Origin of the sequence: Streptomyces sp. AA1529, from assembly GCF_000280905.1 — a bacterium.
In the GTDB taxonomy this organism is placed as follows: domain Bacteria; phylum Actinomycetota; class Actinomycetes; order Streptomycetales; family Streptomycetaceae; genus Streptomyces.
Map to the genome: position 1 here is coordinate 1 of NZ_ALAP01000067.1, position 25,972 is coordinate 25,972.

General features: G+C 69.2%; 21 protein-coding genes and 5 pseudogenes. 11 read left to right on the forward strand and 15 right to left on the reverse strand.

What is annotated here, in order from left to right; translation table 11 throughout:
- Window positions 1–399 precede the first annotated feature (399 nt).
- Window positions 400–1,053 (reverse strand): TetR/AcrR family transcriptional regulator, encoded by a 654-nt coding sequence (locus A949_RS0118805; protein WP_019357571.1) that lies wholly within the window; start codon window positions 1,051–1,053, stop codon window positions 400–402.
- 119 nt (window positions 1,054–1,172) lie between these two features.
- Between A949_RS0118805 and A949_RS0118810 the strand changes: the two genes are divergently transcribed.
- Entirely contained in the window at window positions 1,173–2,183 is a 1,011-nt protein-coding gene (locus tag A949_RS0118810) for a hypothetical protein (protein WP_019357572.1), read from the forward strand.
- An 872-nt stretch (window positions 2,184–3,055) separates the two neighbouring features.
- Window positions 3,056–3,160, forward strand: a pseudogene (locus tag A949_RS39765) (restriction endonuclease); the annotation flags it as partial.
- Window positions 3,161–3,220: 60 nt separating this feature from the next.
- On the opposite strand, the pseudogene A949_RS39645 reads toward A949_RS39765, so the two are convergent.
- A pseudogene (locus A949_RS39645) lies at window positions 3,221–3,355 on the reverse strand (hypothetical protein); the annotation flags it as partial.
- 15 nt (window positions 3,356–3,370) lie between these two features.
- On the reverse strand, window positions 3,371–4,219 hold the full coding sequence (locus A949_RS0118820) for an aminoglycoside phosphotransferase (protein WP_078565470.1): 849 nt from the start codon (window positions 4,217–4,219) through the stop codon (window positions 3,371–3,373).
- 187 nt (window positions 4,220–4,406) lie between these two features.
- Between A949_RS0118820 and A949_RS39185 the strand changes: the two are divergent.
- Window positions 4,407–4,598, forward strand: a pseudogene (locus A949_RS39185) (transposase); the annotation flags it as partial.
- Window positions 4,599–4,874: 276 nt separating this feature from the next.
- Window positions 4,875–5,315 carry a TetR-like C-terminal domain-containing protein gene (locus tag A949_RS0118835; RefSeq protein WP_019357577.1) on the forward strand — a complete coding sequence of 147 codons (441 nt, stop codon included), beginning with the start codon at window positions 4,875–4,877 and terminating at the stop codon, window positions 5,313–5,315.
- A gap of 715 nt (window positions 5,316–6,030) precedes the next feature.
- Here A949_RS0118835 and A949_RS0118840 read toward each other — a convergent pair.
- Complete coding sequence (locus A949_RS0118840; RefSeq protein WP_051019554.1) at window positions 6,031–8,529, reverse strand: FtsX-like permease family protein; 2,499 nt, start codon at window positions 8,527–8,529, stop codon at window positions 6,031–6,033.
- Window positions 8,530–8,692: 163 nt separating this feature from the next.
- Here A949_RS0118840 and A949_RS0118845 point away from each other — a divergent pair, with 163 nt between their 5' ends.
- Both A949_RS0118845 and A949_RS0118850 read left to right on the forward strand, forming a co-directional pair.
- Window positions 8,693–9,934, forward strand: a complete 1,242-nt coding sequence (locus tag A949_RS0118845; protein ID WP_019357579.1) for a sensor histidine kinase — start codon at window positions 8,693–8,695, stop codon at window positions 9,932–9,934.
- Window positions 9,935–9,978: 44 nt separating this feature from the next.
- The gene (locus A949_RS0118850; RefSeq protein ID WP_237735858.1) at window positions 9,979–10,626 is read left to right on the forward strand and encodes a response regulator transcription factor; all 648 of its coding nucleotides are present in this window, start codon (window positions 9,979–9,981) and stop codon (window positions 10,624–10,626) included.
- Window positions 10,627–10,812: 186 nt separating this feature from the next.
- Here the strand turns inward: A949_RS0118850 and A949_RS33865 are convergent.
- The 4 genes and pseudogenes from A949_RS33865 to A949_RS0118870 form a co-directional block, all read right to left on the reverse strand.
- Window positions 10,813–11,360: pseudogene (locus tag A949_RS33865) on the reverse strand (transposase family protein); the annotation flags it as partial.
- 57 nt (window positions 11,361–11,417) lie between these two features.
- Window positions 11,418–12,107 (reverse strand): SMI1/KNR4 family protein, encoded by a 690-nt coding sequence (locus A949_RS33870; protein WP_019357581.1) that lies wholly within the window; start codon window positions 12,105–12,107, stop codon window positions 11,418–11,420.
- Window positions 12,108–12,657: 550 nt separating this feature from the next.
- Window positions 12,658–13,917 (reverse strand): DUF6973 domain-containing protein, encoded by a 1,260-nt coding sequence (locus A949_RS35635; RefSeq protein ID WP_019357582.1) that lies wholly within the window; start codon window positions 13,915–13,917, stop codon window positions 12,658–12,660.
- Window positions 13,918–13,929: 12 nt separating this feature from the next.
- The gene (locus A949_RS0118870) at window positions 13,930–14,370 is read right to left on the reverse strand and encodes a hypothetical protein (protein ID WP_158687602.1); all 441 of its coding nucleotides are present in this window, start codon (window positions 14,368–14,370) and stop codon (window positions 13,930–13,932) included.
- Window positions 14,371–16,077: 1,707 nt separating this feature from the next.
- Between A949_RS0118870 and A949_RS0118880 the strand changes: the two genes are divergently transcribed.
- Window positions 16,078–16,740 carry a CRISPR-associated endonuclease Cas3'' gene (locus tag A949_RS0118880; protein ID WP_019357585.1) on the forward strand — a complete coding sequence of 221 codons (663 nt, stop codon included), beginning with the start codon at window positions 16,078–16,080 and terminating at the stop codon, window positions 16,738–16,740.
- A 307-nt stretch (window positions 16,741–17,047) separates the two neighbouring features.
- On the opposite strand, the gene A949_RS0118890 is transcribed toward A949_RS0118880, so the two are convergent.
- Window positions 17,048–18,291, reverse strand: a protein-coding gene (locus A949_RS0118890) for an IS3 family transposase (RefSeq protein ID WP_106428846.1) whose coding sequence is annotated in 2 segments (ribosomal slippage) — window positions 17,048–18,009 and window positions 18,009–18,291 — 1,245 coding nt in all. Because the reading frame shifts where the segments join, the coding sequence is not laid out codon by codon here.
- A 126-nt stretch (window positions 18,292–18,417) separates the two neighbouring features.
- On the opposite strand from A949_RS0118890, the gene A949_RS0118900 reads away from it, so the two are divergent.
- Window positions 18,418–18,708, forward strand: coding sequence for a hypothetical protein (locus A949_RS0118900; protein ID WP_019357589.1), 291 nt, complete (start codon window positions 18,418–18,420; stop codon window positions 18,706–18,708).
- Between the two features lie 127 nt (window positions 18,709–18,835).
- Here A949_RS0118900 and A949_RS0118905 read toward each other — a convergent pair whose 3' ends face one another.
- The 5 genes from A949_RS0118905 to A949_RS0118925 all read right to left on the reverse strand — a co-directional run bounded on the left by A949_RS0118905 (window position 18,836) and on the right by A949_RS0118925 (window position 20,897).
- Window positions 18,836–19,333 (reverse strand): hypothetical protein, encoded by a 498-nt coding sequence (locus A949_RS0118905; protein ID WP_037706862.1) that lies wholly within the window; start codon window positions 19,331–19,333, stop codon window positions 18,836–18,838.
- Window positions 19,334–19,682: 349 nt separating this feature from the next.
- A complete protein-coding gene (locus A949_RS38160) occupies window positions 19,683–19,823 on the reverse strand; it encodes a hypothetical protein (protein WP_158687603.1) in 141 nt (46 codons plus the stop codon).
- Window positions 19,824–19,864: 41 nt separating this feature from the next.
- Window positions 19,865–20,026: a hypothetical protein gene (locus A949_RS38545; protein ID WP_162637633.1), complete on the reverse strand. Its 162-nt coding sequence runs from the start codon at window positions 20,024–20,026 to the stop codon at window positions 19,865–19,867.
- Between the two features lie 79 nt (window positions 20,027–20,105).
- Window positions 20,106–20,246, reverse strand: coding sequence for a hypothetical protein (locus A949_RS38165; RefSeq protein ID WP_158687604.1), 141 nt, complete (start codon window positions 20,244–20,246; stop codon window positions 20,106–20,108).
- Between the two features lie 129 nt (window positions 20,247–20,375).
- Window positions 20,376–20,897, reverse strand: coding sequence for a hypothetical protein (locus A949_RS0118925; RefSeq protein ID WP_019357594.1), 522 nt, complete (start codon window positions 20,895–20,897; stop codon window positions 20,376–20,378).
- A 686-nt stretch (window positions 20,898–21,583) separates the two neighbouring features.
- Here A949_RS0118925 and A949_RS0118930 point away from each other — a divergent pair.
- Together A949_RS0118930 and A949_RS36630 are read left to right on the forward strand one after the other, a co-directional pair.
- Window positions 21,584–23,392, forward strand: coding sequence for a serine/threonine-protein kinase (locus A949_RS0118930; RefSeq protein ID WP_026004811.1), 1,809 nt, complete (start codon window positions 21,584–21,586; stop codon window positions 23,390–23,392).
- A 43-nt stretch (window positions 23,393–23,435) separates the two neighbouring features.
- Window positions 23,436–23,669, forward strand: a pseudogene (locus A949_RS36630) (transposase); the annotation flags it as partial.
- Between the two features lie 372 nt (window positions 23,670–24,041).
- Here the strand turns inward: A949_RS36630 and A949_RS38170 are convergent.
- Window positions 24,042–25,289 (reverse strand): DUF6236 family protein, encoded by a 1,248-nt coding sequence (locus A949_RS38170; protein ID WP_158687605.1) that lies wholly within the window; start codon window positions 25,287–25,289, stop codon window positions 24,042–24,044.
- Between the two features lie 367 nt (window positions 25,290–25,656).
- Between A949_RS38170 and A949_RS0118940 the strand changes: the two genes are divergently transcribed.
- A complete protein-coding gene (locus A949_RS0118940; RefSeq protein WP_019357597.1) occupies window positions 25,657–25,971 on the forward strand; it encodes a hypothetical protein in 315 nt (104 codons plus the stop codon).
- The last annotated feature ends 1 nt before the right edge of the window (window position 25,972 follow it).

The window sequence follows — 25,972 nt, forward strand, 5'->3', positions numbered from 1 at the left end:
GGGGTCAGCCAACCCACCCCACCCGCCCGGACCGGCTCATCTGGGACGCCCACTGCGACACCGGACACTCTGACGTGGTGGAGCCGGTGACGCTGTTCCGCGGCCCGCATCCCTGCGGCCGTCTACCGCGCGAAGAGGCCCTGCTCGGGGATTCCTCAGCTCGGCTCCGGCAGCGCGCCGATGGGGACGGGCGGGTTCAGGGTCACCGGGACCGTGCCGGGCTTGGCCGTCGATGGCATGCCGGCCCCGGAGTCCAGTGGCCCTCCTGCAGGGACACGAAGAAGCTGACGGGGCAGGCCCCGCATGGGTTGCACGGTCATCGCCCGTGGGGGCTTGGCGGCCGACGGGGAGGGCGATGGCTGGGTGCGGGGGTGTGTTCGGAAGTGACGTGGGTGGTCTTCACGGCGGGGTGTGTTGCTCGGCGGCGTCGAGTGCGGGAGTGAGCGGTGCGAGTGCCGCGCGGAGTTGGTCGGGCAGTGAGCCGGAGGGTACGAGCAGTCCCCGGGCGCCGGGACTCCCGCCGGTCTCTGCGTTCCCGGCCGGCCGGAGCCAGCCTTCCAGTGCGATGCGGACAGCCGCGGCGACGCTTGCCGCGAGAACGCGGGCTGTGTGCGCTCCGGTGTCACCCAGGCGTGCGGCGATCGCTGCCGTGAGCGGGGGCTCGATGCCGGCGGTGGTGTCGAGGAACGCGTCGCGCAGCGCGGTCCGGGTGGTGATCAGCAGCAGCGCCTGCTGTTCGCTCTCGCCGGTGTCCGTGTACTGCTCGACCACCGCGTCGGTGACGGCGTCGGCCAGGCGCACCTCTGCGGGCCGGGCCGCGACCGCCGCCGCGACCCGTGCCTCCCGGTCCGCGGTGACAGCGGCGACGATCGCCTGCTCGCGGCTGGCGAAGTAGTTGTTGTAGGTGCGCGGTGAGACCCCGGCGGCCTCGGCGATGTCCTCGACTCGTACCTGGTCCGGTCCGTGCTCGACGGCCAGGCGCAGGGCCGCTTTGCGCAGTGCCTCGCGCGTGGCCTGCTTCTTCCGTTCCCGCAGCCCTGGTGGTCTCGTCACGGGGCCAGCATCCCACGCAGCAGAGATGCGTGCACGCAAACTTGCGTGTACGCATTTTTATTGTCAGTCTCTACCCGATCGAGACCGACAGAGGGGACGCCACCATGCGTGCAAGAGGAATGACCTATGACACCGGATTCGTCATGCACGGCCAGATATCCCGCCAGCACCTCGACCCCGCGGTGGTCCGGCGCGAGCTCGCCATCATCCGCGACGACCTGCACTGCAACGCGGTCCAGATCACCGGCGGTGACCCAGACCGACTGGAGCTGGCCGCCGGTGCCGCCGCCGAGCTCGGCCTGGAGGTCTGGTTCTCGCCCTATCCGCTGGAGCTGGAGGCGGAGCAGATCCTCACGCTCCTCCGCGACTGTGCCGGGCGGGCGGAACGCCTCCGGCAGCAGGGAGCCGCAGTCGTGTTCGTCGCAGGGGTCGAGCTGAGTGTGATGAACCGCGGGTTCCTGCCCGGAGAGAGCCCCGAGGAGCGCGTCGCGCACCTGATGGACCCACCCGAGCGGCGCGCCGAGGCCATGCGCGAACTCGGCGTGCGCATCAACACCTTCCTCCACGATGCCGCGGCCACGGTCCGCGAGTGCTTCCAGGGCAAGCTCACCTACGCAGCCATCCAGTTCGAGCAGGTCGACTGGACCCCCTTCGACATCGTGACGTTCGAGCTGATCCGCTCCGCCGAGGTCGCCGACCGGTTCCGGGACGCGGTGCGCACCCTGGCCCAGGGCCCGAAGCCGCTGGCCGTCACCGGGTTCGGCACCGCGGCCTACCGCGGTGCATCGGACCGCGGGGGCCGGGTGCTGGAAGTGGTCCAGCACGACCCGCAGACCAAGGCCCCTGTGCGGCTGAACGGAGTATACGAGCGCGACGAGGCCGGCCAGGCCACGTATCTGAGCGAACTCCTCGAAATCTTCGACACCGAGGGCGTGGACAGCGCGTTCGTGTTCCTGTTCGCCCTGCCCGGCTACCCGCACCGCCCGGACGGCGACCCCAGGGACGACCTGGACCGGGCCGGCCTGGGCATCGTCAAACTCCTCGAAGGACGCCGGGGGCAGACCTACCCCGACATGGAATGGGAGCCCAAGGCCGCCTTCACGGCAGTCGCCCAGCGGTATGGGAGATAGCCGAAGACTGCCCTCGGAGGAGGCGGGCCCGGCACGGCAACGCGGAACCCTTCTGAGAAACCCCCGAAACCCCCGAAACCTCCGAAACTCCCGAAGCGGCGGCGCTCGGTCTCACGACGCCGCCGCTCATCCGGGCGTCGAGCTCACCGCACTCCAGCGCTTCGGACAGGCAACCGGCAAGCTCCCTGAACGCGGCCGGGCGAGGAACGTGAAGGACGGGAAGGGCGATGAGCGGACCAGGGCAGGACAGGCGCCACAGACGGACAGCAGGCGCTGTGCTGTGGAGCCTCTCGCCAGTGCTGCTCCTGGCTTCGCTCGCGTTCGCCCTGACGGATGTCTCTGCGGACGAAGACCCTGCCGATCCGGCGTCGGGCGTGCATGAGGAGTGCGGCTCCCCGACGTTCTCAGGCTCGACGGTTGCGGAGACTCCAGGGTGTGGATGTCCAGGAAGCGGGCCACATTCCGTTCTTCGCCATCGAGCGCCCCCGGCCTGCCCTACGGCAATGTCTGCCGCTGCGGCCAGAACGTGAGGGCACCAGCATCCGGCACCCCACCGGTCAATCAACTGCCGTGACACCAAGAAAGCCCTGACGGTCGCCGAAGCCGAACAAAGGCCGTCCGTGCCGGAGATGGCATGCCAGGCTCGGTCGCGGATAGGCCGTGCCCCCGTTGGGGAGCAACAAGGCGACACACAGGGGAGGGAAGGGGGACGACCTATGGTAGCCCTGCTGGTCATGCTGGCCGCGCTCGCGGCCGGAGCCGTCATCGCGCTCCTGGTCCGCGCCGGGCGGCGCGAGAGCCGTGCGGAGGCGGTCCGGCTCGCCGAAGACGCACGGCGGGAGGCCCGCCGGTCGCTGGAGGCGGTCTGGACCATGGACGACCGTGGGTTCGAGGACTACATCGCCGGCCTGTGCCGCCGGGACGGCTGTACCGGAGTGCAACGTGTCGGCGGCGCCGGCGACCTGGGCGCGGATGTGATCGGCTATCTGCCCGACGTGCACGACCGCTTCGGGGAAGTCGGCCAGCCCACCGGTGTGATCGCGATGCAGGTGCGACAACAGGATGTGCCGCACATCCTCGGGCCGGTGACCGAGCCGGGCAAGGGCCTCACAGGGCGGCCGACTGCTGCACCGTGACGGGGTACCCGCACAGGGTGCGGCGGATCGGGACACAGTAGCCGCTCTGTCTCAGCTCCAGTTCGGTCCGCAGCGATCGAGTGCGGCACGAACCTGGTGGAGGCCCTCCACTCTCCAGTGGTCCCGGTCGGGCATTTGGTCGTTCCGGCGCCAGCGCCAGGCGCAGAACATCGCCCAGTTCAGGGCACGGCACCGGTGGATCAGGTCGTGGTCGGCCCCCGCATAATGCATTCCCACTTCTTCGGGCGCATGGGCGAGGTCGAACTCGACCGGTCCGCGGCAGCAGGTGGCGAGGTCTACGAAAAGCGGCCCTCTTCTCGTGTTCAGGAGGTTGCCTTGGTGAGGCTCGCCGTGCAACAGCTGGTCGTCGGCGTTGTCGCTGCCGATCGCGGCGCTCAGTCCACTGAGAGTGTCGCTGAGAAGTGCCCGGTCCGAATCGGGGAGCTCGGGAGTCTGCTCCCGGTCGTTCACCTCTCTCAGGGCCACAGCGACTCGGTTGGTGAAATGCGGTGCGTCCAGATCGATCTGCCGCAGGGCGGCATGGTGCCGCAGGAACACGTCTGCGTGGGCGGCCGGCGTGATCCGTGATCCCACCGGTGCGTAGTAGGTCCATAGCGAGATGGCGAAGGCATCACGCACGTGGACTCGGGGCTCCACCCGACGCTCGAGCTCGGCCACCGGCGCGTGAACGTCGGCGAGACGGTGGGCGACCTCTACTTCGAACTCGGAATCAGCCAGATGCTCCAACGGTGCGACCCGAGCCAGAACATCGCAAGGGATCAGGCGCAATGCGACGCGGTCCGAGTTGTGGATGACGACCGCATCGTCGACCTGGAGGCCCAGCTCCGAAGCAGTCGCCCGCCCTGCCTCAACTGCGCGGTGGAGTTCTGATGGCTCCATACCGTTCTCCCTCATCAGTGAGTCACACACTTCTGGAGACAGCAGAGATGCCCCCGGTGTCTTCGTGTACATCATTCGGCGGCCAACCCCGGACCGCGATAAGCATCTCAAGGCGGGACCTGCACAGGCTCTGGGATTTGTCCCGCCGATCGTGTGACTGGCCCCTGTCCGGACGGTTGACGTGGACATGGAGCGAGGGGGACTGGCGGAGGTCGAGTGGGAACAGCTGCGGCCGTTTCTGCCGTTCGGTAACGGTCGCTGTGGCCGGTGGTGGGATCACCGATAGGTGATCGACGGGATCCTGCACTGGGTGCGGACCGGCGTGCACTGGCGCGACCTGCCCGAACGCTTCGGTACGAGGCAGACCGTCTACGAACGCCGTGCGCCGTGAGGGGCTTTGTTGTATCCCCAGAGCATCCGAGATGAACTCGGAGGAGGTTCTTGGGTCACCTGACTTACCTGATGGTGAAAATCAAAGGGGACCGTAAAGCCCGTAACACGATCATGGTGAGGCGCGGTCTACACCTTGTTGAGGTGTCCTCCCTCGCTCATACCGCTTCTTCGCGCTCATCGGCGTCTGCCGCCCTCGTCTACGCGGCGCTCCTGGATGCGGAGTCCTGGCCGTCGTGGTCGGCCTACGCCGACGTCGAGTGGGATGTCCCTGCAGGTGTCGACCGACCGGCACGCGTGGGCGACATACGCACCATCCGTTCCCGCACTGGAACAATTCGCTACGCTCATCCTGAAGGCGCCGCTCCCGGAACGCGCGGCACAGATCGCCGTCGCCTTCGTGGCCTTCGCCTGCCAGGACCCGGCCCGGTTCGAGGTCATGTTCGCCTCAGGAATCGGCAAGGCTTCCCATCCCGAACTGCTGGAGCAGACACGTCGCGTCCAGGAACGCCTGGAGGCTGCACTCCAGCCCCACATTCCCCGGGAAGATGTGGTGGGCCGCGCCGCCGAACTGTGGGCCATCGCGCACGGAGTGGCTTCCCTGACGCTCGGCGGCAACCTGCACCATGTCGTCGATTCTTCCCGTATCGACATGGTTGCCGCATCCGCTGCGCACGCCTGGGCAAGGGGCGTCTCCGGCATGTAGGACCGAGGCGAGACCCTCTCGGCTCTCCCTCGGACTGCGGACGCCAGACCGGTCACCGTCCCGTCCGCGTATGGGACGACGGCACGACAACATCCCCTACACCCAGCAGCGGCACCGGAGGCGCCCCTCTGCGCGTCTTCCACGTCACCGAAGACGCCAGCCGAGAGATCTCCAGCCTGCTTCTCGGAGCCCACGGACAACCACCTCGCCAGCACAGTGAAGGCGGCCCGAGCCGGGCAACTCCCGCAGACCCGAGCGAGCGCAAGACCGAGGAGACGACCGAGGACGACGACAGCGATGACGAACCCCCGGCCCACCCCTCGCACACAGCGGACAGCCAAGCAGCCGACGAGCAAGCCGAGCCCGTCCGCTCACCACCCAGCACGACCGCTGAAACCCCCGAGAAGACAGCACCCGTCCGGCTGCAACTCCCCGGCCCCATCACCCTCTACGCACGCGCCAGCGACGAGCCCATCGGCAACCACCTACGATCCGAAGTCCGCGAGTTCCTCGCCCTGCTGGCCCCCCACCCAACCGGTTTCCCGCCAGGGACATCGCCGACAACCTGCGCCTGGTCGGCGGAGTCGAACAGCACGCAAGAGAACTGAAGAACCTCCGCCGCTCCATCCGCCGCATTCTCCGCGCCGGGAAGTCCGGTGCCGGGATGAGGAGCTCGCCGGACCACCCTGCACCCCCTGCACCGGAAGCTTGCTCTCTATGCCCCTTCGGCGCCGGCCGCGGACACCACCGGGAGGTTCGCGGCGCGGCGGGTCGAGGGCAGGGTGGCCAGTGCGGTCAGGGCGGCGGTCAGGGCCAGGGCGAGCAGGAGCTGGAGCCAGGGGATGCGGGGCTCGGCTGCCGGCTGGGTCGCCACCGCGGTCAGCGCTGTCGCGGTGCCGGCGGCCAGGCCGAGGAAGGCGCCCAGCGCGCAGATCAGCAGGGCCTCCAGGCGGATCACCCAGGCGACACCGCGGCGGTGCATGCCGAGCGCACGCAGTACGCCGATCTCCCGGGTCCGCTCGCGCACGGACATCGCCATGGTGCCGACCACGCCGAGGGCGCCGATCAGGACTGCGACGCTGAGCAGGGCGGTGGTGAGGGTCAGCAGCGTCCCGTAGGGACGGGCCGCCTCGAGGGCCGCGTCGGCGCGGTTCTGCACCAGGAGTGCGGGGTTGTCCAGTGTGTCCCGGATCCGGTCGCGAAGCGCGTCCGTGCGGCCGGGTGCCGCGCGGACCAGGATCTCGTCCGGCCGCTCGCCGGGGCGTGCCGCGGAGAGCGGAACCAGCGCCGGGCCGAGCCGCTCGGGTCCGTCGTAGACGGCGACGACGCGGCGGTCACCGAGAGGCGAACCGACCCGCAGGCCACGCGAGTCGGCCTCGGTGCGGCTGAGGGCGATCCCGTCGCGGCCGAGGCGGTCCAGGTGTCCGGCTGCGACCGTCAGCCCCGCCGCGCGGCCGACCGTCCGCGGATCGACGGCGACCGCACCGAGTTCGCGTCCGGCGCCGAGTTCGACGCCGGTGGGCACCGTGGGAGTGACCGCCTCGGCACCGGGAACGCGCGCGACGCGCCGTGCCGTGCCGTCGCCGATCTCCGCGAAGTCGACGGGGACCACGTGCAGATCGGACGCCATGGCGCGGGCCGCGTCCCGCTCCGCCATGCCGCTCAGCGAGGCGGCACCGATACCGGCCGCGGTGACGAGTGCCAGGCCGACCATGAGCGCCGAGGCCGTGGCAGCCGTACGCCGCGGATTGCGGCGGGCGTTCTCGACCGCCAGCGTGCCGTGTACGCCCGCGAGGCGGCGCAGCGGGCCGCGCAGCAGCGCGCCCAGGCCGACGGCCAGCCACGGGGTGAGGAGCATCAGCCCCGTCATCAGGACGGCCCCGGCGACCGTCACCATGTCGAGGTCGGGGGTGTCGCTGAGGTACCACAGGAGCAGCGCGCCGAAACCGGTCACGCAGCAGCCGACGGTGTTGCGGCGGCGCAGCGCAGCAGGCGTGGGCGGTTCGCCCGTCCTGAGCGCGGCCATGGGTGCGACGGCGGCGGCCCTGCGCGCCGGGACGTACGCCGCGAGCGCGGTCACGCCGACGCCGACGGCGAGCGCCGCCAGTCCGGCCGGGAGGGACATGAGGGGCAACGGAGCCGCCACGGCACCCCCGTCGACCGGAAGGCACGCTTTGAGCGCCATGGCGAGAGCCGCCCCGAGGGGGTAGCCGACGGCTGACGCGGCGGTGCCCACGAGCAGTGCCTCACCCAGGACGAGCCGCAGGACGTTGCCGCGGGTGGCGCCCACGACCCGGAGCAGGGCGTGCTCGCGTGCCCGCGCGGCAGTGAGCATGGCGAAGGTGTTGGCGACGAGGAAGCCCGCGACGAGGAGCACGACGGCGGCGAAGCTCAGCAGCAGGCCGGTCGTCTTGTCGCCCGCGGCGCTCGCGCCCGCAGCGGACCGCGCCTGGGCCTCGGAGCGGGTGACGGCCTCGGCCTGCGGCGGCAGCAGCTTCCGGGCGCGGGCCGCGAGCCGCGCCTCGCCGGTGCCGTCCGCGGCGGTCAGGGAGATCGCGGTCAGACCGAACCGACGGCGTGCGGTGGCCTCGTCGAACGCCGTCAGCGTGCCGCCGGAGGCGACGCGGGCGTCGCGCGCCGTGAAGACACCGACGAGCCGCACATCGCGCGCCTCACCCTGTACGACGACGCGTACCCGGTCGCCGACCCGGTAGCCCGCGCGGTCGGCAGCCCGCCGGTCCAGGGCGACCTCCCCGGCGGACCGTGGGCCCCGGCCCGCGGCGAGCGGATAGCGCGGATCCGAACCATTCGAGTCCGGCACATAGTTGACGCCCGCGCTGTTGGTACGGGAGCCGACCAGGGTGCCGTCCCGCCCGGCGACGAACGTGCTGCCCTCTGCCACCGCGCGGACCCCGGCGGCCCCGGGCAGCGCCCGCAGCTGCTCCAGCAGACCGGGACCGAGACCTCCCGCACCCGGTTCGGCCGGCCCCGCAGGCGGCTGCTCCTGGGTGATGGTGACGGAGGCGTCGGGTGGTGCGACGCGCCGGGTGTGCTCGATGGCGGTCCGGGCCGAGCCGCCGTACAGCAGTGCGCCCGTGACGCATGCGACACCGAGCACGACGGCGAGAGCGGGCAGCGCGAATCGGGACGCGTGCGCCCACAGGGAGCGCAGCGGACGCGCCACGGCGCGGGGGAGGCGTGGAGCAGCAGGCATGAGGGCCTCGACGGGACGGGGCGGACAGCGGACGGCTCGATCCTGCGGCGCCTCGCCCCGGCCGCGGATCGGCCGTCCAGCCGACCCGCCGGCCCGGCAGCGGCCCCCGCGTCGGCCGAAAGGCTGAGGCGGGCTTCGCGGTCCGGCCCTAACGTGAGGTGGCATGATCCCTGCTCCCGCGCTCCGCACCCCGCTCCGCCGGGTACTGGTCGCCGTGGCGGCAGCCGCGGTGCTCGCGCTGCTCCTCGCCGAGGGCGCGGCCACCGGATACGCGCCCACGGCCGCCGCGACCGTCGTCACGGGTGCGCTGTGCGTGGGGGCGCTCGCCGTCCCGGCCGGCCGCTTCCCGGCGGCCGCCGCGGGTGCCGTGGCGGCGTCCGCGGCGCTGTCCCTGGTCACTATGAGGCTCTCCCACCGGCCCGAGGTCACCCCGGGGGCGGCCGAGACGGCGGCGCTGCTGCTGCTCGTCACGCGGGCCGTCCGGCGCACCCGCCCGGCACTCGCGGCGTGCCTGGTGGCGGCGAGCTCACTCGCCGCCGCGCTGCTGCCGTTGCGGCTGCCGCGCGTCGAGTACGACAACGTGATCCAGCTCGGCGAGCCCGTGATCCTCTTCGCGCTCCTGCTGGCGTTCGTGCTCGGCCTCTACCTGCGGCTGCTCGACACCTTCCGCACCCGCGAGCGGGAAGCCGACCGGCAGACCCAGCGGCTGGAGTACGCGCGGGAGTTGCACGACTTCGTGGCGCATCACGTCACGGCGATCGTCGCGCAGACCAAAGCCGTGCGGTACGCCACCGCGCAGGGACACGCGCCCGCAGCCGACGACCTGGACCGCATGATGGCGGGCATCGAGCGAGCGGGGTCCCAGGCGATCGAGTCCATGCGCGGCATGGTCTCGGTGCTCCGGGCGCCCGGTGAGGGCCCGGCTGCCGTCCGCCCGTCCGGAGACCTGGCCGGGGCGTTGCGCGCCCTCACCGAGGAGTTCACCGCCGCGGGCCCGGCCACCGTGGTGCTCCTCCTGGCGCCCGAGTTGCGCGGAGCCGGGCACGAACTCCCGCCGGGCCCGGCCACCGCAGCGCACCGGGTGGTGCGCGAGTCGCTGACCAACGTCCGCAAGCACGGTGCGGGGGCACGGCGGGTGACCGTCGAGGTGCGGCCGTCGCCGGAGGGCACGTTCACCGTGTCCGTCACCGACGACGGCCGCGGCCCGTCGCATGCCGCGGCGCGGACCGCGCGGCCCGGTCCGGCGGACGGCACCGGAACCTCCGCCGGCTCGGGGTTCGGCCTGACGGGGCTGGCCGAGCGGGTCGAAGCACTGGGCGGTACCTTCACGGCCGGCCCGGCAGGGGAGGGCGCGGCGGGCTGGCGGGTGACGGCCCGGCTGCCTCTGGGATCATGGGAACGGTGAACAGTGGGACGACGATCCGCGTGCTTCTCGCGGACGATCAGGAGATGGTCAGGGCAGCCTTCCGGATGATCCTCGACGCCCAGCCCGACATCGTGGTCGTCGCGGAGGCCCCGGACGGCGCGACAGCGGTCGCCGAGGCCCGCCGTCTGCGTCCCGACGTGTGCCTGCTCGACATCCGGATGCCGGAGCTGGACGGTCTGGAGGCCACCCGGCAGCTCGCCGGGCCCGAGGTCCGGGACCCGCTGAAGGTGCTGATCGCCACCACCTTCGACCTCGACGAGTACGTCTACCGGGCGCTGCGGAACGGCGCCTGCGGATTCCTGCTCAAGGACGGTTCTCCCGCGCTCCTCGCCGAGGCCGTGCGCGCGGCGGCGCGGGGCGACTCGATGATCTCCCCGTCCGTCACGGTGCGGCTCCTCCACCACATGACGCCTCCCGCTTCCGCGGCCCCGCCGCCCCCCGCCGCTCCCTCGCCCCCGTCCACGGCCTGTCCCGTCGAACCGCTGACGGAGCGGGAGTTGGACGTCGTGCGGCTGGTGGCGCGAGGGCGCACGAACGAGGAGGTCGCGGCGGAGCTGTACGTCACCCTCTCGACAGTCAAGACGCATCTGGGCAACGTCCAGCGCAAGCTGGCGGCCCGCAACCGTGTGGAGATCGCCGCGTGGGCCTGGGAGTCGGGGCTCTGCGGCTGACCCGTCCTCGCGCACCTGCCCTCCCGCCGCGCTCATGCGCGCTTCGGCCACCCGTCCGCGGCCGGGGCGGTCGCCGCACGGCCGAGCACCCCGGCACGATCACGGCGTGCGCCCCGGCTCGTCCGGGGCCCGGGATGCCTCCGCGTTCCCCCGTGAAGCCGGTTCCCTCGGTCTCCCCGGACGGGATCGGGTGAGGCAGGCTTCGGGGATCCCGTGGGCGCGGGCCGCGGTCAGGTCGTGCGTGCGGCCCGGAGTCGCCCGTGAAAACCACAGGGGCGTCCCGTCCGGCAGTGCGATGGCCTGTACGTTCATTCCGTGCTTCCGGTGCCTTTGTGAGTAGTACGGCTCATCGGTGGCGACGCGGTCGATCGGGATGAGCGTGCCGTCGACGATGACGAAGTCGCCCTCGCCCAGGCCGGTCAGGGCTTCGCGCAGTCCGGGTGCCCAGTCGGCCAGGACGTCGATGGTCTCGTCCACGTACCGCCATGCAGTCGCCTTCGAGATTCCGAACCCGGCCGCGAGTTGGGCGAACGTCTCGTTCTTGCGTAGGTGTGCGAGGGCGAGGAGGGCCTGGTGGAAGCAACCGAGCTTGCGTCACGGCGATTTCGGTTCGCGCCTTCGGGCATAGATGAGCCAGGAGACGTGCTCGACCAGCTCATGCGGGATGTCGAGCATGGAAGGATGCGGAACCAACGGAGCCCCTCGGTTGCCGGTGTGATGAGTGAGATCACCACGCCAACGACGAGGGGCTCTGCCACGTCACCGCCCTCGCTGAACAGCCCATTTCACCTCTACAGCACAGGATGAAAGAGGTTCAGTGGTCTCCACACCTCGGCGTCTTCGTCCAGGATGGGCAATCCCCAGTGCAGTGCCCTGTTCCGCAGCAGTCCCGCACCGGCCGGCGCCGGAGCAGGGTGTTCCAGCCCGTCTGCCATCTGCTCCAGGTAGGCGGCCAGCGAAGCAGCTATCGAGCGATGCTCCTCGTTTCCCTCGTACCACTTGCGTACCTCACCCGTGGCTCCGTCGAGGTACAGCCCGTAGGTCTCATCGTCCACGGCGAACGAACAGAAAGGTATCCACTCGGGCCGCCAGTGAAGATCTTCCTCCGGATCGTGATCCTCCTCCTCTTCCCACTCCTTCTGGACCTCCATGCCGTTCCGGTGAACCCAGGACACCCTCGGCAGGGTCATCAGCGCCCAGTTGCCCAGCATGAAGACGGATCCTTCCCCCTCGGCCACGCCCTCGCGCAGCCGCCACAACGCCCGCAGCTGCTCCGGGACGTGCACGGCGAGGTCGCTCTCCAGGACCACGAGCTGCTCTTCGGAGGCACCCGGCCTGAGAGTGGCGTGCGAGCCCGGAGCCTGCTCACCCAGCCAGGCTTCGATGCGCTGCCACGCGGCAACAACGCGGCGGGCCTTTCCTTCCTCCTCCGCGGCCGACGGCGGCTGCTGTGCTCCCTTGGAAGGCAGATCATCGCTCATACGCCAAGCCTTCCACGGAAGCCCGTGCGGACGGCGAGGAAGATGCCCGATCTCGGTCGGCAGGCCGGTATCGGTCCTCGTCCGCGCGCTCGCTGCGGCGACAGCACCCAGCCCATGCGCCAGGGGACCCGTGCCGAATTCTGGTCGGGACCACCCCCGAACTCGGACCCTCCCGACCGGGCCCGGAGGGCCGATTTCCCCGGTACAGGCCCTTGGCGGCGAATGAGGTGCGGGTGACGGTGGGCGCGCAGCATTTGCATGCGGGTGGAAGCGGCTGACCCTCCGGATCAGCATGCTTCCCGCCGCCGGGGCGGGCGGCGACCAGGCCTGGCGGGCCCGCCAGGACGCCATCTTCGCCACCGCCCGCGAGGTGTGGGCGGATCCCCGCTGGTTGGCCCGGGCAGCGGGTGGGGCCATTCCGGGTACGACACTTCCGACGGCTTCTGTGCCTGAGCGACAGACCACGGGAAGGGGTATGGAGACGAGGATGACCCCGAATGCGGGGAACGTGTATGCGGTTCGGGGCTGCTGGGTACCTGCTACGGGCGGTTCATTCTCCGCTCTGCTCACCTGCTACCGAGCCGCCGGTGTTCCGGTCTGACTTGGACTCTTGGGCCTTCTCGGGTGCTTTGAGTTTCGGATCGCCTGTTTCATCGGAGTCGATCTGGTCGGTGAACGTCAGACGGCCTCCGCCGTGGTCGATCACCACTAGGTCGCCGTCCCGCACAGCCTTCTCCACCAGGTCGGCCAGTTCGTCCTCGCTCGCGTCGGGGTGCTGTTGGGCGATGCGCCTGCCGACCTCGTTGTTGTACAGGTCCATCGCTTCGCGCTCGGGTCGGTTGCCGGGCCTGGCCTCATGTGCCGTGGCGTATTCGGCGGCCCACTCGGCGCCGTATTTCTTCGTCATCAGTGCGTTCCAGTACGTGTGGCGGAACGCGTCGTTGTGGTTGTCGTTCCAGTCGTCGGGACGGAAGCGGGCGTCGGCGGTGTTGAATGCCTTGTCCTTGACGCCACGGAAGTCCTGCAGACCGCTGAGGCCCAGCCCGTCGAGCATGTCCGCCTCTCGCACCGTGACACTCTGCTGGAGCTCCCTCACCTTCTCGGCGAACAAGGGGCCTACAAGCAGCTCAGGGTGGCGGGGGTAGAGGACGAGCCCGTCCGGGTCCGGGTCGACCTGGTAGTCGCGGAGGATCCGGGCCGCGTCCTTCTTGGTCCCCGGTGGTGCGTATTCGACCTTGTCAGGGTTGAAGCCGTACGCCCCGGCCGCCCGATTGTCCGGCGGCTCGACAGCGGCGATGAGAGTTCTCTTGATCGCGGTGTCCGCGTCATTGAAGGCCTCGACGGCCTTATCGATCTTGGACTGCCATGCAGCCACCTCCTCATCAAGGGACTGCGCGTAGGTGGGGTCATGTCCCCGGGCCAGGCGCTCGCCCTCGTTGAGTTTCGTGGTGTCGAGCGTGACGTAACCGTCGCCGTCCACGTTCATCTTGTCGTCCTGGGCGGCCTTCACCCGGCTTCCCAGGGTCCTCTTCCTGTCTGCCAGGTCCTGGTACGCCTTGGTCAGCAGGGTGGAGATGTTCATGGCCTGGCGTTTGGCGTCGCCGAACTGCCCGGAGGAGACCCTGGCCACCTCGCCGTAACTCACTTTCGCGATGCCTGCCCAGGAACTGCGCGACAGCGTGCCGCGCACGTGTGTGTCGTAGTCGGTGTGCAGCTCGCCGAAACGCTTGCTCATGCGCTTGAACGCCGCGGCCGCGTCATCCAGCTCGTCGGGATCGGTGCTCATGATGTCGCGGAACGAGAGTGCCATCGCCCGTCCGTCTCACTCTGCCGGCCGCAGGCCGGTGGGCTCGGTCCCCGGCAGGAGGGGCGAGGAAGGGCCTGATACCGCTGTGAGGGAGTTGTGCACCAGACCATCCTGCGTCTGGAAGAGCACCCGTGTGCCCCGCAGCGCGTCCCGTTCGCCCTCAAGTCTCTGTTCGAGGTTGCGGACCTGCTTGCCCCACTTGCGCAGCACGTACTCAACACCCCGCCAGGCCCCCCAGTTCTGCATCATGCCGCCGGGCTGGGAACGCTCGCTGCCCAGCAACCCCGGCGCAGGCTCCTCGGACGCCATACGGCCCGTGCTGCGCAGATGTGAAAGCAATTGCTCGTCGATGTATTTCGCCGATGCCTTCTTCGCCGTGGGATCAGTGGCCAGCCGGTCCGGCCCGCCAGGCCCGGTTCCCGCGCCACCCGCCGGGGGCGCGGAGTTGAGCTGCATCCGCGCGTCCTCCCCCTGGCGCGCCTGCGAAACAAGTGCATCCCACTCCGCATGGAACGAGTTCAACGTAACCCCCATCTCACTTTCTGTGACGTGAGCATGGTATTCCCGACCATTCGGACGACGGGCCGCCCACAGGGAACACTTCAGCCGCCAACGCACCCGCACAGCGTCAGACATTCGGCCCCGCCAACCGGAAGCACAACACCAGTGCCACCAACAGCCGGCCCCGGCTACCCTCACCCATGCGACGCCGGGACGCAGCCACCGGGACTGCCCACGCAGACGAGGCCAGAGAACACGCGAAACACGGAGAAGAGAAGCGATGACGCGGACCAGGGCAGGAAAGACGCCCCAGCAGCGGGAGAGACTGGCAGCAGGGGCCGTGCTGTGGAGCCTCTCGGCAATGCTGCTCCTCATCTCGCTCGCTTTTGCCCTGACCGAGGTCTACGCAAACGAAGACCCCGCCGACCCGACGGCCAGTGTGCATGCAGAGTGCGGCTCCCTGCTTTCCCCCACTACCAGTCACGTGGACGACTACCGCGATGCCCAGGGTAGCCCCGCCGATGCCGCGGGGTCGGTCGCTTCGCACACACGCGTCTGCGACGCCGCCCGGAGCGATCAGGTGGACTCGGCACTCGCAGCGCTGACAGCGGGGACTGCCGTCGCGGGAGTAGCCATCGGCCTGCATATATATCTAGGGCGGCGCCTCCCGGGCCGGGGCGAACCGCCACGGCACGAAGAGGGCTGAGGCCGACGCCCGCCGCCCTGTCCACCGGTTGCCGGCCAGCGGCGACGTGTGGGTCCGTGCCGGTTTCCTCCTGGGTGAAGGCCCGGTGGCTGTCCGCACCGCTGAGCGGCACCCTCCAGGGTGCCCAGGGCACGCCCGTCTGCAGTGCGCGCTCTATAGCGTCGCGATCATCTCGTCGGCGGCGGGGCTTCGTCGGCCGCCTGAATGTCGGCAACGCCCTCCCGGGCGTGCGCGGTGCACCTCGAGCCCATCCGGCTCCCTGTGACCGGGCAGCCGAGTGCCCGAACGCCCGGGTGAGGACCGACATCGCCCCATAGCAGCGCAAGTCAGGGAGTCTCCACGGCTCGCCCGGTGGGAGTGGGCAGCGACCTGGACGGTGCTCCGTCCGGGGGCGGTGTGCCGGTGATCCGCCGCCCTACGCCTGCCCCGGCCGGTGTCGGCCACTGGATGCGTGTCTGGCCACACCGGCAGTTGTGTGCGTTCACTCTGCTGATTCTCTGTCCCGCCCCGGGCTCTCCTGCCCCCGGCGGTGGGTATCGTGAGGTCCCTGTCGGAGCGTCACACAGCGTCCACCCGGGCCTGCTGTGGGGCCGCGTCGAGCCATGGTCCTCTTCATGTGGCCGGGCAGGAGCCGTTGCGGGTCTTGAAGCTGACGCACCGCCTGCGTGGCGGCCGGACCACCCCCGCTCGCGCGGGGACCACGGCACCGCCACCGAGGAGATCCGGGCGCCCTCCGGACCACCCCCGCTCGCGCGGGGACCACGCCGGGTCCGCCATGGTGGCGAAACCGCCGTGCGGACCACCCCCGCTGGCGCGGGGACCACTCTTCCTGACCTGCAGCTCTATAGCGGCTTTGCTGTTGCTTGACCATTGTTTGTCGGGGTCACGCCCTCATGGTGTCAGAGGCGTGTGATGGAGTTCGTGCCTCTTGACGGAACGCGTTGGGGAGGCGCGGCGTGGTTGATACGCGGTTGTGTGGGAAGTCCGAGGAGTTGGCGAAGCCGTATCCCGTTGTGGGGCATCTCGTTGACTCCGCGATGGTGTGCGGCAGTGTGTGGGATCACGTGCTGGCCGAGGGGCAGCGCAGCCGGGTCGTGGAGGCATTGGGTGTGGATGTCTTGGAGGCCAGGCGGATCGTCATGTTCTGGGCGGGACTGCACGATCTCGGAAAGATCATCCCGTCTTTCCAGCGCATGCTCCTCAAGGCGAGGCCGGCTCGTTCCGGGTTCCTCGGTGAGGCAGCGTACGCGCACGACCGGCGGGCTGACTCCACAGTCGGCCGGATACGGCATGAGAGCGCCACCCACGCGGCGCTGCCGCAACTGCTGGCCCGGCTCGGATACCCGGCTGCCGGGGGTCGGCCGGCGAAGCTTCTGGCAGTACAGGTGGCGCAGATCCTCGGCGGGCATCACGGACGCTATCCCGCGGACAACGACCCACGGGATCTGCGTAATCCCTGTGCCCGGATGCCCGAACTCGGCTCCGGGGCGTGGGCGGAGCAGCGGCAGCAGCATGCTGAAGCGCTTTACGAAGTGCTGGGGCGGCCCGCTGCCCCCAACGCATGTGCGCTGTCGCCGACTACAGCGGTTGTGGTAGCCGGAATGGTGAATCGTCTCTGACTGGCTCGCCAGCCAGGAGCTGACATCCAGTCCCTCCTTGCCCCCGGCGAGACCGAACCACTGCCGGACGGTCACGCCGTTGAGCTGGTCAACCTATGGGACCCGGAAGCCGGCTCCGTCCCCGCCGGCGTGAACTACGCCCACGAGGCGAGCGCGCCCCAGACCACCGACCCGGCAGACCACCTGGCCAGCAGCGACGACAACCCCGGTACTCCCATCTGACACGTGCACCGCCGCGCCCAAGAAGATCGGTGATCACCTGTGCCGTCCATGACCGTTCTGAACCGTTCCGGGGTCGGTGGAGGCTCTATGGACTGACTCCAGCCGCCGGTTGCGGCTGGTGCCGAGCGTAGTAGGTGGCTTCGCATTCGGCGGGCGGGATGTCGCCGATCGCGGTGTGGATGCGGTGGTGGTTGAACCAGTCGACCCATTCTGCGGTGGCGACCTCGACCTCGGCGAGGGTCTTCCAGGGAGTACGGGGTTTGATCAGTTCGGTCTTGAACAGGCCGATCTGAGATTCCATGAGCGCGTTGTCCAGGGCGTCACCGACGCTGCCGATCGAGGCGTCGAGTCCGGCGTCCATCAGGTGCGCGGTGAAGGCGAAGGACGTGTACTGGCTGCCGGCGTCGGAGTGATGTATCAGCCCGGGCCCGGCAGGCGTGCCAGCCCGGTCGCGTCGCCACAGCGCCATGTCGAGAGCGTCCAGGACGAGCTTGGCACGTTTGCTGGTGGCCGCTGACCAGCCGACGATCGTGCGGGAGTACACGTCGACGACGAAGGCGACGTAGACCACGCCGTTCCAGGTGCGCACGTGGGTGAAGTCCGCGACCCACCGCTGGTTGGGGCCACGCGCGGTGAAGTCGCGATTCAGCAGGTCAGTGGCCCGCTCGTGTCCCTCGTCGCGCACCGTGGTGCGGATCTTCCTTCCACGTCTGGCGCCCTCCAGGCCGAGTTCACGCATCAGCCGGGCCACGGTGCAGCGGGCCACCGGTATGCCCTCACGGTCCAGTTGCCGCCACACCTTCCGGATGCCGTAGACGGCGTAGTTGTCGGCGTGGACGCGGCCGATGTGCTCCTTCAGTTCTGTGTCCCGGACGGACCGGGGGCAGGGCGGGCGGTTCTTGGCCGCGTAGTAGGTGCTGGTTGCGATCTGCAGTCCGTGTCCGGTCAGGACACGGCAGATCGGCTCGACCCCGAACTCCTGCTTGAACTCGTCGATGAAGGCTACGAGCGCCTGTGTGGCCGGTCGAGCTCGGCCGCGAAGAAAGCCGATGCGGCCTTGAGGATCTCGTTCGCCCTCTTCAGCTCGGCGTTCTCGGCCTTGAGGCGCTTGATCTCGGCGGCTTCTTCAGAAGTGACCCCCGGCCGCTGGCCGGCGTCGACCTGGGCTTTCCGGACCCAGGTCCGCACGGTCTCCGCCGCACCGATTCCGAGCTTTGCGGCGACCGCTTTCATCGCGGCCCACTCGGTCGGGTAGTTCGGGCGGACCTCCGCGACCATGCGGACCGCACGCTCACGAAGCTCGGGAGGGTAAGGGGACGGACGGGTCATGACTCGACCCTCTCAGGGAATCGAGCCTCCATCAGACCCGGAACGGTTCACATCACCCTGGCCCAGTTCCGGGGATGACGGCGGGGCAGGTGATGACGATCGGGTCCCAGGTGGGAGCCTGAGGCGATGAGGCCCTGGAATACCTCACCGCAGAGCGCCTTGCGGTACCTGCTGAACGAGTGGGATCCGATCGGCGTCGCTGACGAGGTGCGCGACGAATACGACTGCATGCTCGCTCCTCTGCTCGTGCGGCTTCGCGGTGGCGCCAGCCAGTCGGAGATTGCTGAGTTCCTGCAGCGGGAATTGGAAGAGCACTTCGGTCTCGATCCCTTGGGCCAGATGCCTGACGTGATGGCGGCCCGAGTGATGGCCTGGTGGACGTCTGCCGACCCGGCCGAGGGCGCCGCCAGCGCGTAGCCGCTTCTCATACATCGGATGCTCGACTGCGGCCGCTGCTCCTGGCCGTCGCACACGGGGTAGAGGAAGAAAGACCAGGGCCAGTTCCAGCTCCCCCCACTTTCCTGACGCCGACGACCTGAGCAGATCAGTGAGTGTTGAAGTCGGTGACGCGCCAGATGTCACCGATCCGGTTCACGCGCAACCAGGTGTAGCCCTCTGGACAGTCGATGTCGACGCGGAGCGACTCTGCGGTGTCCTGGGGGTCGTTGCCGTCAATCTGGTAGTTCTTCGAGGAGTTGACGCACTTGGTCTGGCCGAAGACGTACCGATCATCGGTCGCGAGCTCATCGAGCGCCTTGGGACACGACCCTCCGCGACTGCCCGCGAGAGCGCGTAGCCGGGGATCGGCCAGTCCACACGCCATGCCTGCGTCCCCGCGCGCGAGAGCTTGAGCAAACTGCCGGGCGGCGTTCCGCGCAGTAGTGGCCGGCTTCACCGCCGCGGGCTTCTCGGAGCCGGAAGCAGTCGCGGAAGACTTCGCAGACGCGTCGGAGGGCAGGCCGCTGGTTCCGGAACACCCAACAACTGCCGCCACAGCCAGCACACTGAAGCCGATGAGGCGAACGGCGTTCTTATTGATCACAGGTGCAGCATAGCGGCGCGGTCCTACAGGGCAGAGTCAGGCAACTGGCCCGCAGCTCCGTGGCATTCGGTGCGGTCGTCTCGAACCTTTTGCTTGCGGTAGCCGGGGCCCTTGGTGTGGTGTGCTGCCCGTAATGCAGCACGCCTCAGCAGCGGAGTCGGCTTCCGGCCCCCGCCAACGCGCACATGCGCCGCACTTGGCCGGGAGCGCCACGCAGTGCCCGGCCGGGCCTGCTGTGAAGCTCCCACACGCCAGGCCACACAGACCCGAGCCGGAGATGAGCCGTCAGCCAGCCGCCGTACGTGGCCTTACACCTGGTGAAGCCACCTCACCCGGGGGCCGGTGCCCTTCACTTAGCATCGTCCGGCTCGCTGGCGCGGGCGATACCGTCCAGTTCCGCGTCGATGGCTGCCCGCTCGGCAGCCCAGCGGTGAAGGCCCTCGCGGATCTCCCGCAATTTTCCCGGATCCTCGGCCGCAGAGGCTTCCACGATGGCGAACCCGGTGCTGCCGTCCGGGTGACCCCAACCGGTCAGGCCCAGGTGAGGACCTTGGCGACGGCGTGCGGCAGATAGTCGGCCTGGCCGTCCTCGGCGATGTAGGCGACGCCGTCGCGGACGATGACGCCGAAGCCGTCCTCCAACTCCGCGCGCTCATCACGAACGGCGACTTCGAGGACTACTGGATCTTCCACACGGCCTGCGAACACCAGTGCCTCTACCCAGTCCTGACCAGCAGGACTACAGCCTCACCGCTTGATCCCGGTCGTCACTTCAAAGGATCCGCACCCTTCCGTCTTCGGAGACGGCCGGCCGCTCGGTGATCAGCAGGTTGCCGTCATGGTGCTGACACTTGTACGGCAGCTTGGCGCCCGGTCGCGCGCTCTCCACCTTGGGGATCTTGCTGCACCGCATGCACTGCTGCATCTCTGTCCCGTCCCGGGCTCTCCTGCCCCCGGCGGTGGGTATCGCCAGGTCCCTGTCGGAGCGTCACACAGCGTCCACCCGGGCCTGTTGTGGGGCCGCGTCGAGCCCCGGTCCCTTTTATGTGGCCGGGCAGGAGCCGTTGCGGGTCTTGAAGCTGACGGAGCTGTAGCCGTACTTGCTTGTGAGCGCTGTGACGGTGAGGCACAAGGCGGTGTTGGTCCCGTCGGCGGTGATGGTGTAGTCCGCTTCCTCGACGCTGTCGCCGAAGTAGTCGTGTTCCGGCTGCGGGGAGGCGAGCGCGACAACGATCCTGGCCTCCTGGTCGCTGCTGAGGAGGTTCTCGCTGTGAGGGCCGTGCCCGGCAATCCGTGACTGGAGGACCTCGCCGTCCCCGGGCAGTCCGGGGCCGATCTGCGACTCTTCTGACAGCTCTGCTGTCGCTTTCTTGACGGCCGAGCGCAGTTCTTTCTCCTCCCACTGGGGAGCGTCGGGGTGGGCGCTGGCGTAGAGGAGACCGCAAGCAAGCAGCGCCAAGCCGGCGAAGACCACACAGGCGACGGGATTGCGGAAGTTGAAGACGTAGCGGTTAGTGCCCCACCGGCTGCGGATGAGTATGCGATCGTCACGGTCGTCGGCCATCCGCAGGATTCCCCCGCCCGGCCCCGTTTCGCCGACCGGCGGCCCTCACCGCCGGGCCGCCGGGCAGTCCCACACGAGATGCTCAGGGACGGCTTCGCAGGCTGACCGCGGCCCGGCCACCGGTCCCACCCGTCCCCGGCGGGCGCGACCAGCCTCGCGTCCGCCAACCGCTGTACAAAGGGACATGCGGCCAAGTGCCGTATGTCAGCCACAGTCGGCTTCGGGCCCGGGCCCGGCATGGTCCCCGCCCTCGGGCAGTTCAGGCAGGTAGCTGAGGCTGTGGACGAGTGACTCCTGGTCGGTGGTTGGCCAGGGCGGGTTTTCAGCGTGACCTCTGTCTTCTTGACATCGGCGATCTGCGCAGATCAGGGGGTGTTGAAGTCGGTGATGCGCCAGATGTTCACCGATCCGGTTGACGCGCAGCCAGGTGCAGCTCTTCGCACACAGGCGGTGTCGGCATGGAGCGGCTCTGCGGTGTCCCGAGGGGTCGTTGCCGTCGATCTGGCGCGGAGATGGGCCCTCCCGAACGTCGGCGGTTCCCCCACACGCGTCAGCGGCGCCGGGCGCCGTCGGCGCGACTGCGACAGCGTGATCGAGAGGTCACTTGCTGGTCCCTCCGGCCGAGCAGGCGCCCGGTACTGTCAGGAGGTGACGGCGGCGAACACAGAAAGCAGGAGCGGAGTTTAATGACTGACGGAGGGTCAGTGGAGGTCTTCACCGCACTCGCGGAGGATGATCCCACCTCGGTTGCCGGGTACCGGTTGGCGGCCCGTCTCGGCTCGGGCGGTATGGGCAAGGTCTACCTCTCCTACACCCCGGGCGGACGTCCGATCGCCATCAAAGTGATCCGCCCCGACTTCGCCGGAAACCCGGTCTTCCGGTGCCGCTTCCAGCAGGAGGTGCGCGCCGCCGAGCGCGTCCAAGGCATCTACACGGCACCGGTGATCGACAGCGACACCGAGGGCCCGCAGCCCTGGCTGGCCACCGCCTACGTGCCCGGCCCCTCGGTTGCCGAGGCGGTGGCCGCACACGGGCGGCTCCCGGTGGATACGGTGCTCTTCCTGGTCGCAGGGATCACTGAGGCCCTCCAGGTCATTCACAAGGCGGGGATCGTCCACCGGGATCTGAAGCCCTCCAATGTGCTGCTGGCGGACGACGGGCCGCGCGTCATCGACTTCGGTATCGCCCGCGCGGCCGACTTCACCTCGCTGACCAGCAGCGGGGTGACCATCGGTACGCCGTCGTTCATGGCGCCCGAGCAGGCCGAGGGGCAGCGGGTGAGCGGGGCGACCGACATTTTCGCGCTGGGTCAGATCGCGGCGTACGCGGCGCAGGGTACCCCGGCTTTCGGCGAGGGCACTTCGCACGGTGTGCTGTACCGCATCGTCCACGCCGAGCCGGCGCTGGATGGTCTCCCGGAGGAGCTGCGGGAGCTGGTCGGCCGCGCGCTGGCCAAGAAGCCGGAGGACCGGCCGGAGCTCGATGAGATCTTGCGGACGTGTCAGACCGCCTCCGGGGACACCCAGCTGCGGCGGCCCGGCGACTGGCTGCCCGGCGCGGTGGTGGCCGACCTCACCCGGTGGGCTGCAGCCCCCGCACCCGTGAAGGACCTGCTCCCGACGCAGACCGCCACTCCGGGCGCTGCCGCCCCGCAGGCGGGGACCGCACCGGTAACCGTGCAGGAGACGCCCCAGCCTTCCGGCCCGCCGACACCGCCCCCGCCGCCTCTGGCTGCCGCCCCGACCGTGGCCGCACGCCCGGTCGGCCCCTTCCAGCCTGCGCCGCACCCCGGCGGCCCGTACCCTCCGGTGGCCGGTTACGCCCCGCACCCCGGTAGCCCGCACCCGCCCGCGTACCCACGGCCGCTGCCGCCCCGCCGGAGGTGGGACCGGGGGAAGACGATCGCTGCGGTGATCGGGGGCGTCTGTGTGCTGTTCTACGGCGGGCTTTTCGCGTTGGGCAACATGGACGACGGCCCCGAAAGCTCCAGCTCCGACAGCTCCGACAGCTCCGACAGCTCCGACAGTCCCAGTCCCGAAAGCTCCGGCGGCTCGGCGGAGGGGAAGGCGAAGCCGAGGCCGAACCCCAAGCCCGCGACGTACAAGGGCATCAATGTGCCCTCCAACTATGATCTCGTCTTCTCTGACGACCCTCTGAAGCCTCGACAGCTGGATGACGGCGGACTGAGCTCAGCGCTGAACTACAACCACTGGACGTCGGACCCGTCACTGAATATGAACGGGCCCAACGACAAGCTCGTCCTGCTCAGTAACTCCCAGAAGGGTTCGCTGCAGACCTGCAGCAACGAGACCCGCTTCACCGACAGTGTTGGGCTGGACCAGCTCTCGTCCGGCTCCCAGATTTGCGTCCAGACCAGCTCGGGCCACGTCGCCCTCGTCACCTACCGAGGGCGCTCTTCCAAAGGGGACCCGAGCGACTACGTCAAGCTCGACGTCACGGTCTGGCGCAACGCCATCGAAGCGAAGGATGAGTGAGTAAGAACGGTCGGCGAGGGGACGGCTACTGACCGTTCCCGCTTGGCTCTCCAACCTGCCCGCAACCACCCCGCTGCCTGTCCTCGTACGCACCGCGAAACTCCGCTGGCGCATCGAGAACGACTACCGCGAGATGAAACAGGCCCTGGGCCTAGCCCACTTCGAAGGCCGGACCTGGCCAGGCTGGCACCACCACGTCACCCTTGTCTCAGCAGCCCACGCCTTCTGCACCCTACAGCGACTCAACAGATCCCCAAAAGAGACGGCGTCGGCCTGAGCCTCTACCGAGTCGTCCGCGAACTGCAGATACTCCTCGCGACCTGGACCGGCGCCTGCCCCACCTGTCACCGCGACATACCGGACCCCGCACCAACATGACCAAGCCCTACTAGGGTCTGTGTGATGTCGTGATCAATCTTGCCGATCCGGATCCGACCGGATGGCGGATCCGGTGGATCGCAATGCAGAGGATGCTCGCGGAGTGAAGCTGACATTGCCCAGGAGCACGGCCCGCGCCGGTCTTCCTCGCGGCGTGACTCAAGAGGCAAGCAGGATCGCCACCCGCCGCTACGACTGCATCCCATTACGAGGTCCTGCGGTGCTTGCAAGATAGGCGGAAAGGAGGAGGTGGTCAGGTGTGCCTGGTGGGTCAGGCGAGCGAAGTGATCTTCCGCAGGAGGGAACGGGGTTGGAGGCCACGTTGCACCGAGAGTAGATAGGCGGCAGGATTCCCGGCTTCCAGGTCTTTGACCTGCTGCTTGCGCGTGTGGCGGGCATTTACGACGGCGAGCGCCGCACCAACCGCCACACCCGCCATAGGCTGACCGAGGAAGCCGCCGACGACCGCAGGGCTAAAGGCGCTCACCAGGGAGGGCATTTCGAACTTCACGTTGGCCAGGCCGTACACCGTGCCGAGGCCTTGCGCTTTCATGGCGTCACGCAAAGCCCTCAAAGGAGCATCGAAGCGCTGCTCGACCGCCATCTGCACGTAGCTCTCGCGCGCCACCGCCAGCGTCACCCCGGCCAGTTCCTGTCGCAGTTCGTCCACGGTCTGGGTCACGACGGCGTTGAACGCGGCGAACTCGTCGCGGTGATTCTCCCGCAGCTTGACGATCTTCTCGACCGGTACGTTGCCCAGTCCCGCCGGCACAGCCAAACGGACGGCCAACAGTCCGACCGCGTCGGCGATGTCGTCCGGCTGGGCACTCACTGCCGTGCCCGTGGTGCCGAACAGGGTCTCGGCAACCCGGTCGGCATCCCAGCCGGCCGACGCCAGGTGCGCGTCGGGCTGGTCCGTCGTGGGCGTGAACCGGCCCTGGCGGGCGAGCACTTCGACGAACGCACACTTGTAGACCCAGGCGAGCCCGGCATTCATCGCCATCCAGCGACCATTCGCGAGGGAGCGTCGCCCCTGAAGCCCAGAACTGCGCCGCACGTCGGTTGCCAACCCGGAATCTACGAGTGCCGCTCGTAGTTCGGGGGTGAACTCCTCCCAGTGGACGGCTGCGACGCCTGGACGTGCCGGTCCCGTGCCGTGCGTGTGCCTCGACCCGTGCCCGAACGAGGGCGGAGCCACTGGATCGAAGGGATGTCTCGCATGGCTGTCCCAGTCGTCCCACGCAGGCGACACACTGTATCCCGTTGTATGTAAGGCCTCCGCGTGACGGGTGAGGACTTCGAGGAACATCGGTGCCACCTGTCGAGCGGGCTCCGCTGGATCCACCGGCCTGATGAAGCCGAGTTCCTCGCGCAGTACCCGGGCGGTCCGCGAGTCAGACAACCGATAGCCGTCCGGCACGACTCGCGCCAGTTCTCGCCAATAGAGCGCGGCCGTCTTCAGCCATCGCTCGTCGCGGAAGTGGATGAACGGGTAGTACAGACCGATGCGTGGCAGCATGACGACTCCTGATCGACGACCGCCCCCTCGGCAGTCCCGCCATGGAACCGTAGTGGACCGAGCCACCCGCGGAACGCCAGCCGGAGCGACGCCCGGAGGCAGAGGAGCGGTCAGAGCCCGTGTACCAATGGACTGGCCACCCGACAGCCTCGTCTGGCACACCCCTTGCTACAGACCGTTCCTCGACAGCCTCACCCTTCCGCTTCGGGCTTCGTACCGTGCACGAGCACGATGAAGCCGTCGGCGTACCGCACTCATCGCCGGTACCGCGCCAGGCCCGCCAACGTAGGAACGGCCGCTCAGACAGAGAGAGGTGGCCTGATGGTTGAGTCTCGCGGGCGGTGAAGGTGCGCTATTTTCGTGCCGTATGGAAGACACCGCCTCACTGCGTCAGGCCGTCCTCGCCTGGCTTGAACAGGCACCGGACCTGCCCTCGATACCCCAGGCGATCACCGATGTAGCACTGTCGACGCAGCCGGAGTTCGATGCTTTGATCAACGCGGTGGTGGGCGCCGCGCCGAAATCCGAACACCGCGACCTGTACGGCAAGGCCGATGACGACTGGGTGCCCCGATGGTCCACGCTCCTGGGCGGATCGGGGCTGGGGGATGCAACCCGTCTGGTTGCCCAGGGGGCGACGGTGCCGGTGGAAGAGGTTGGGGTCTGCTGCATGGTCGGGTGAC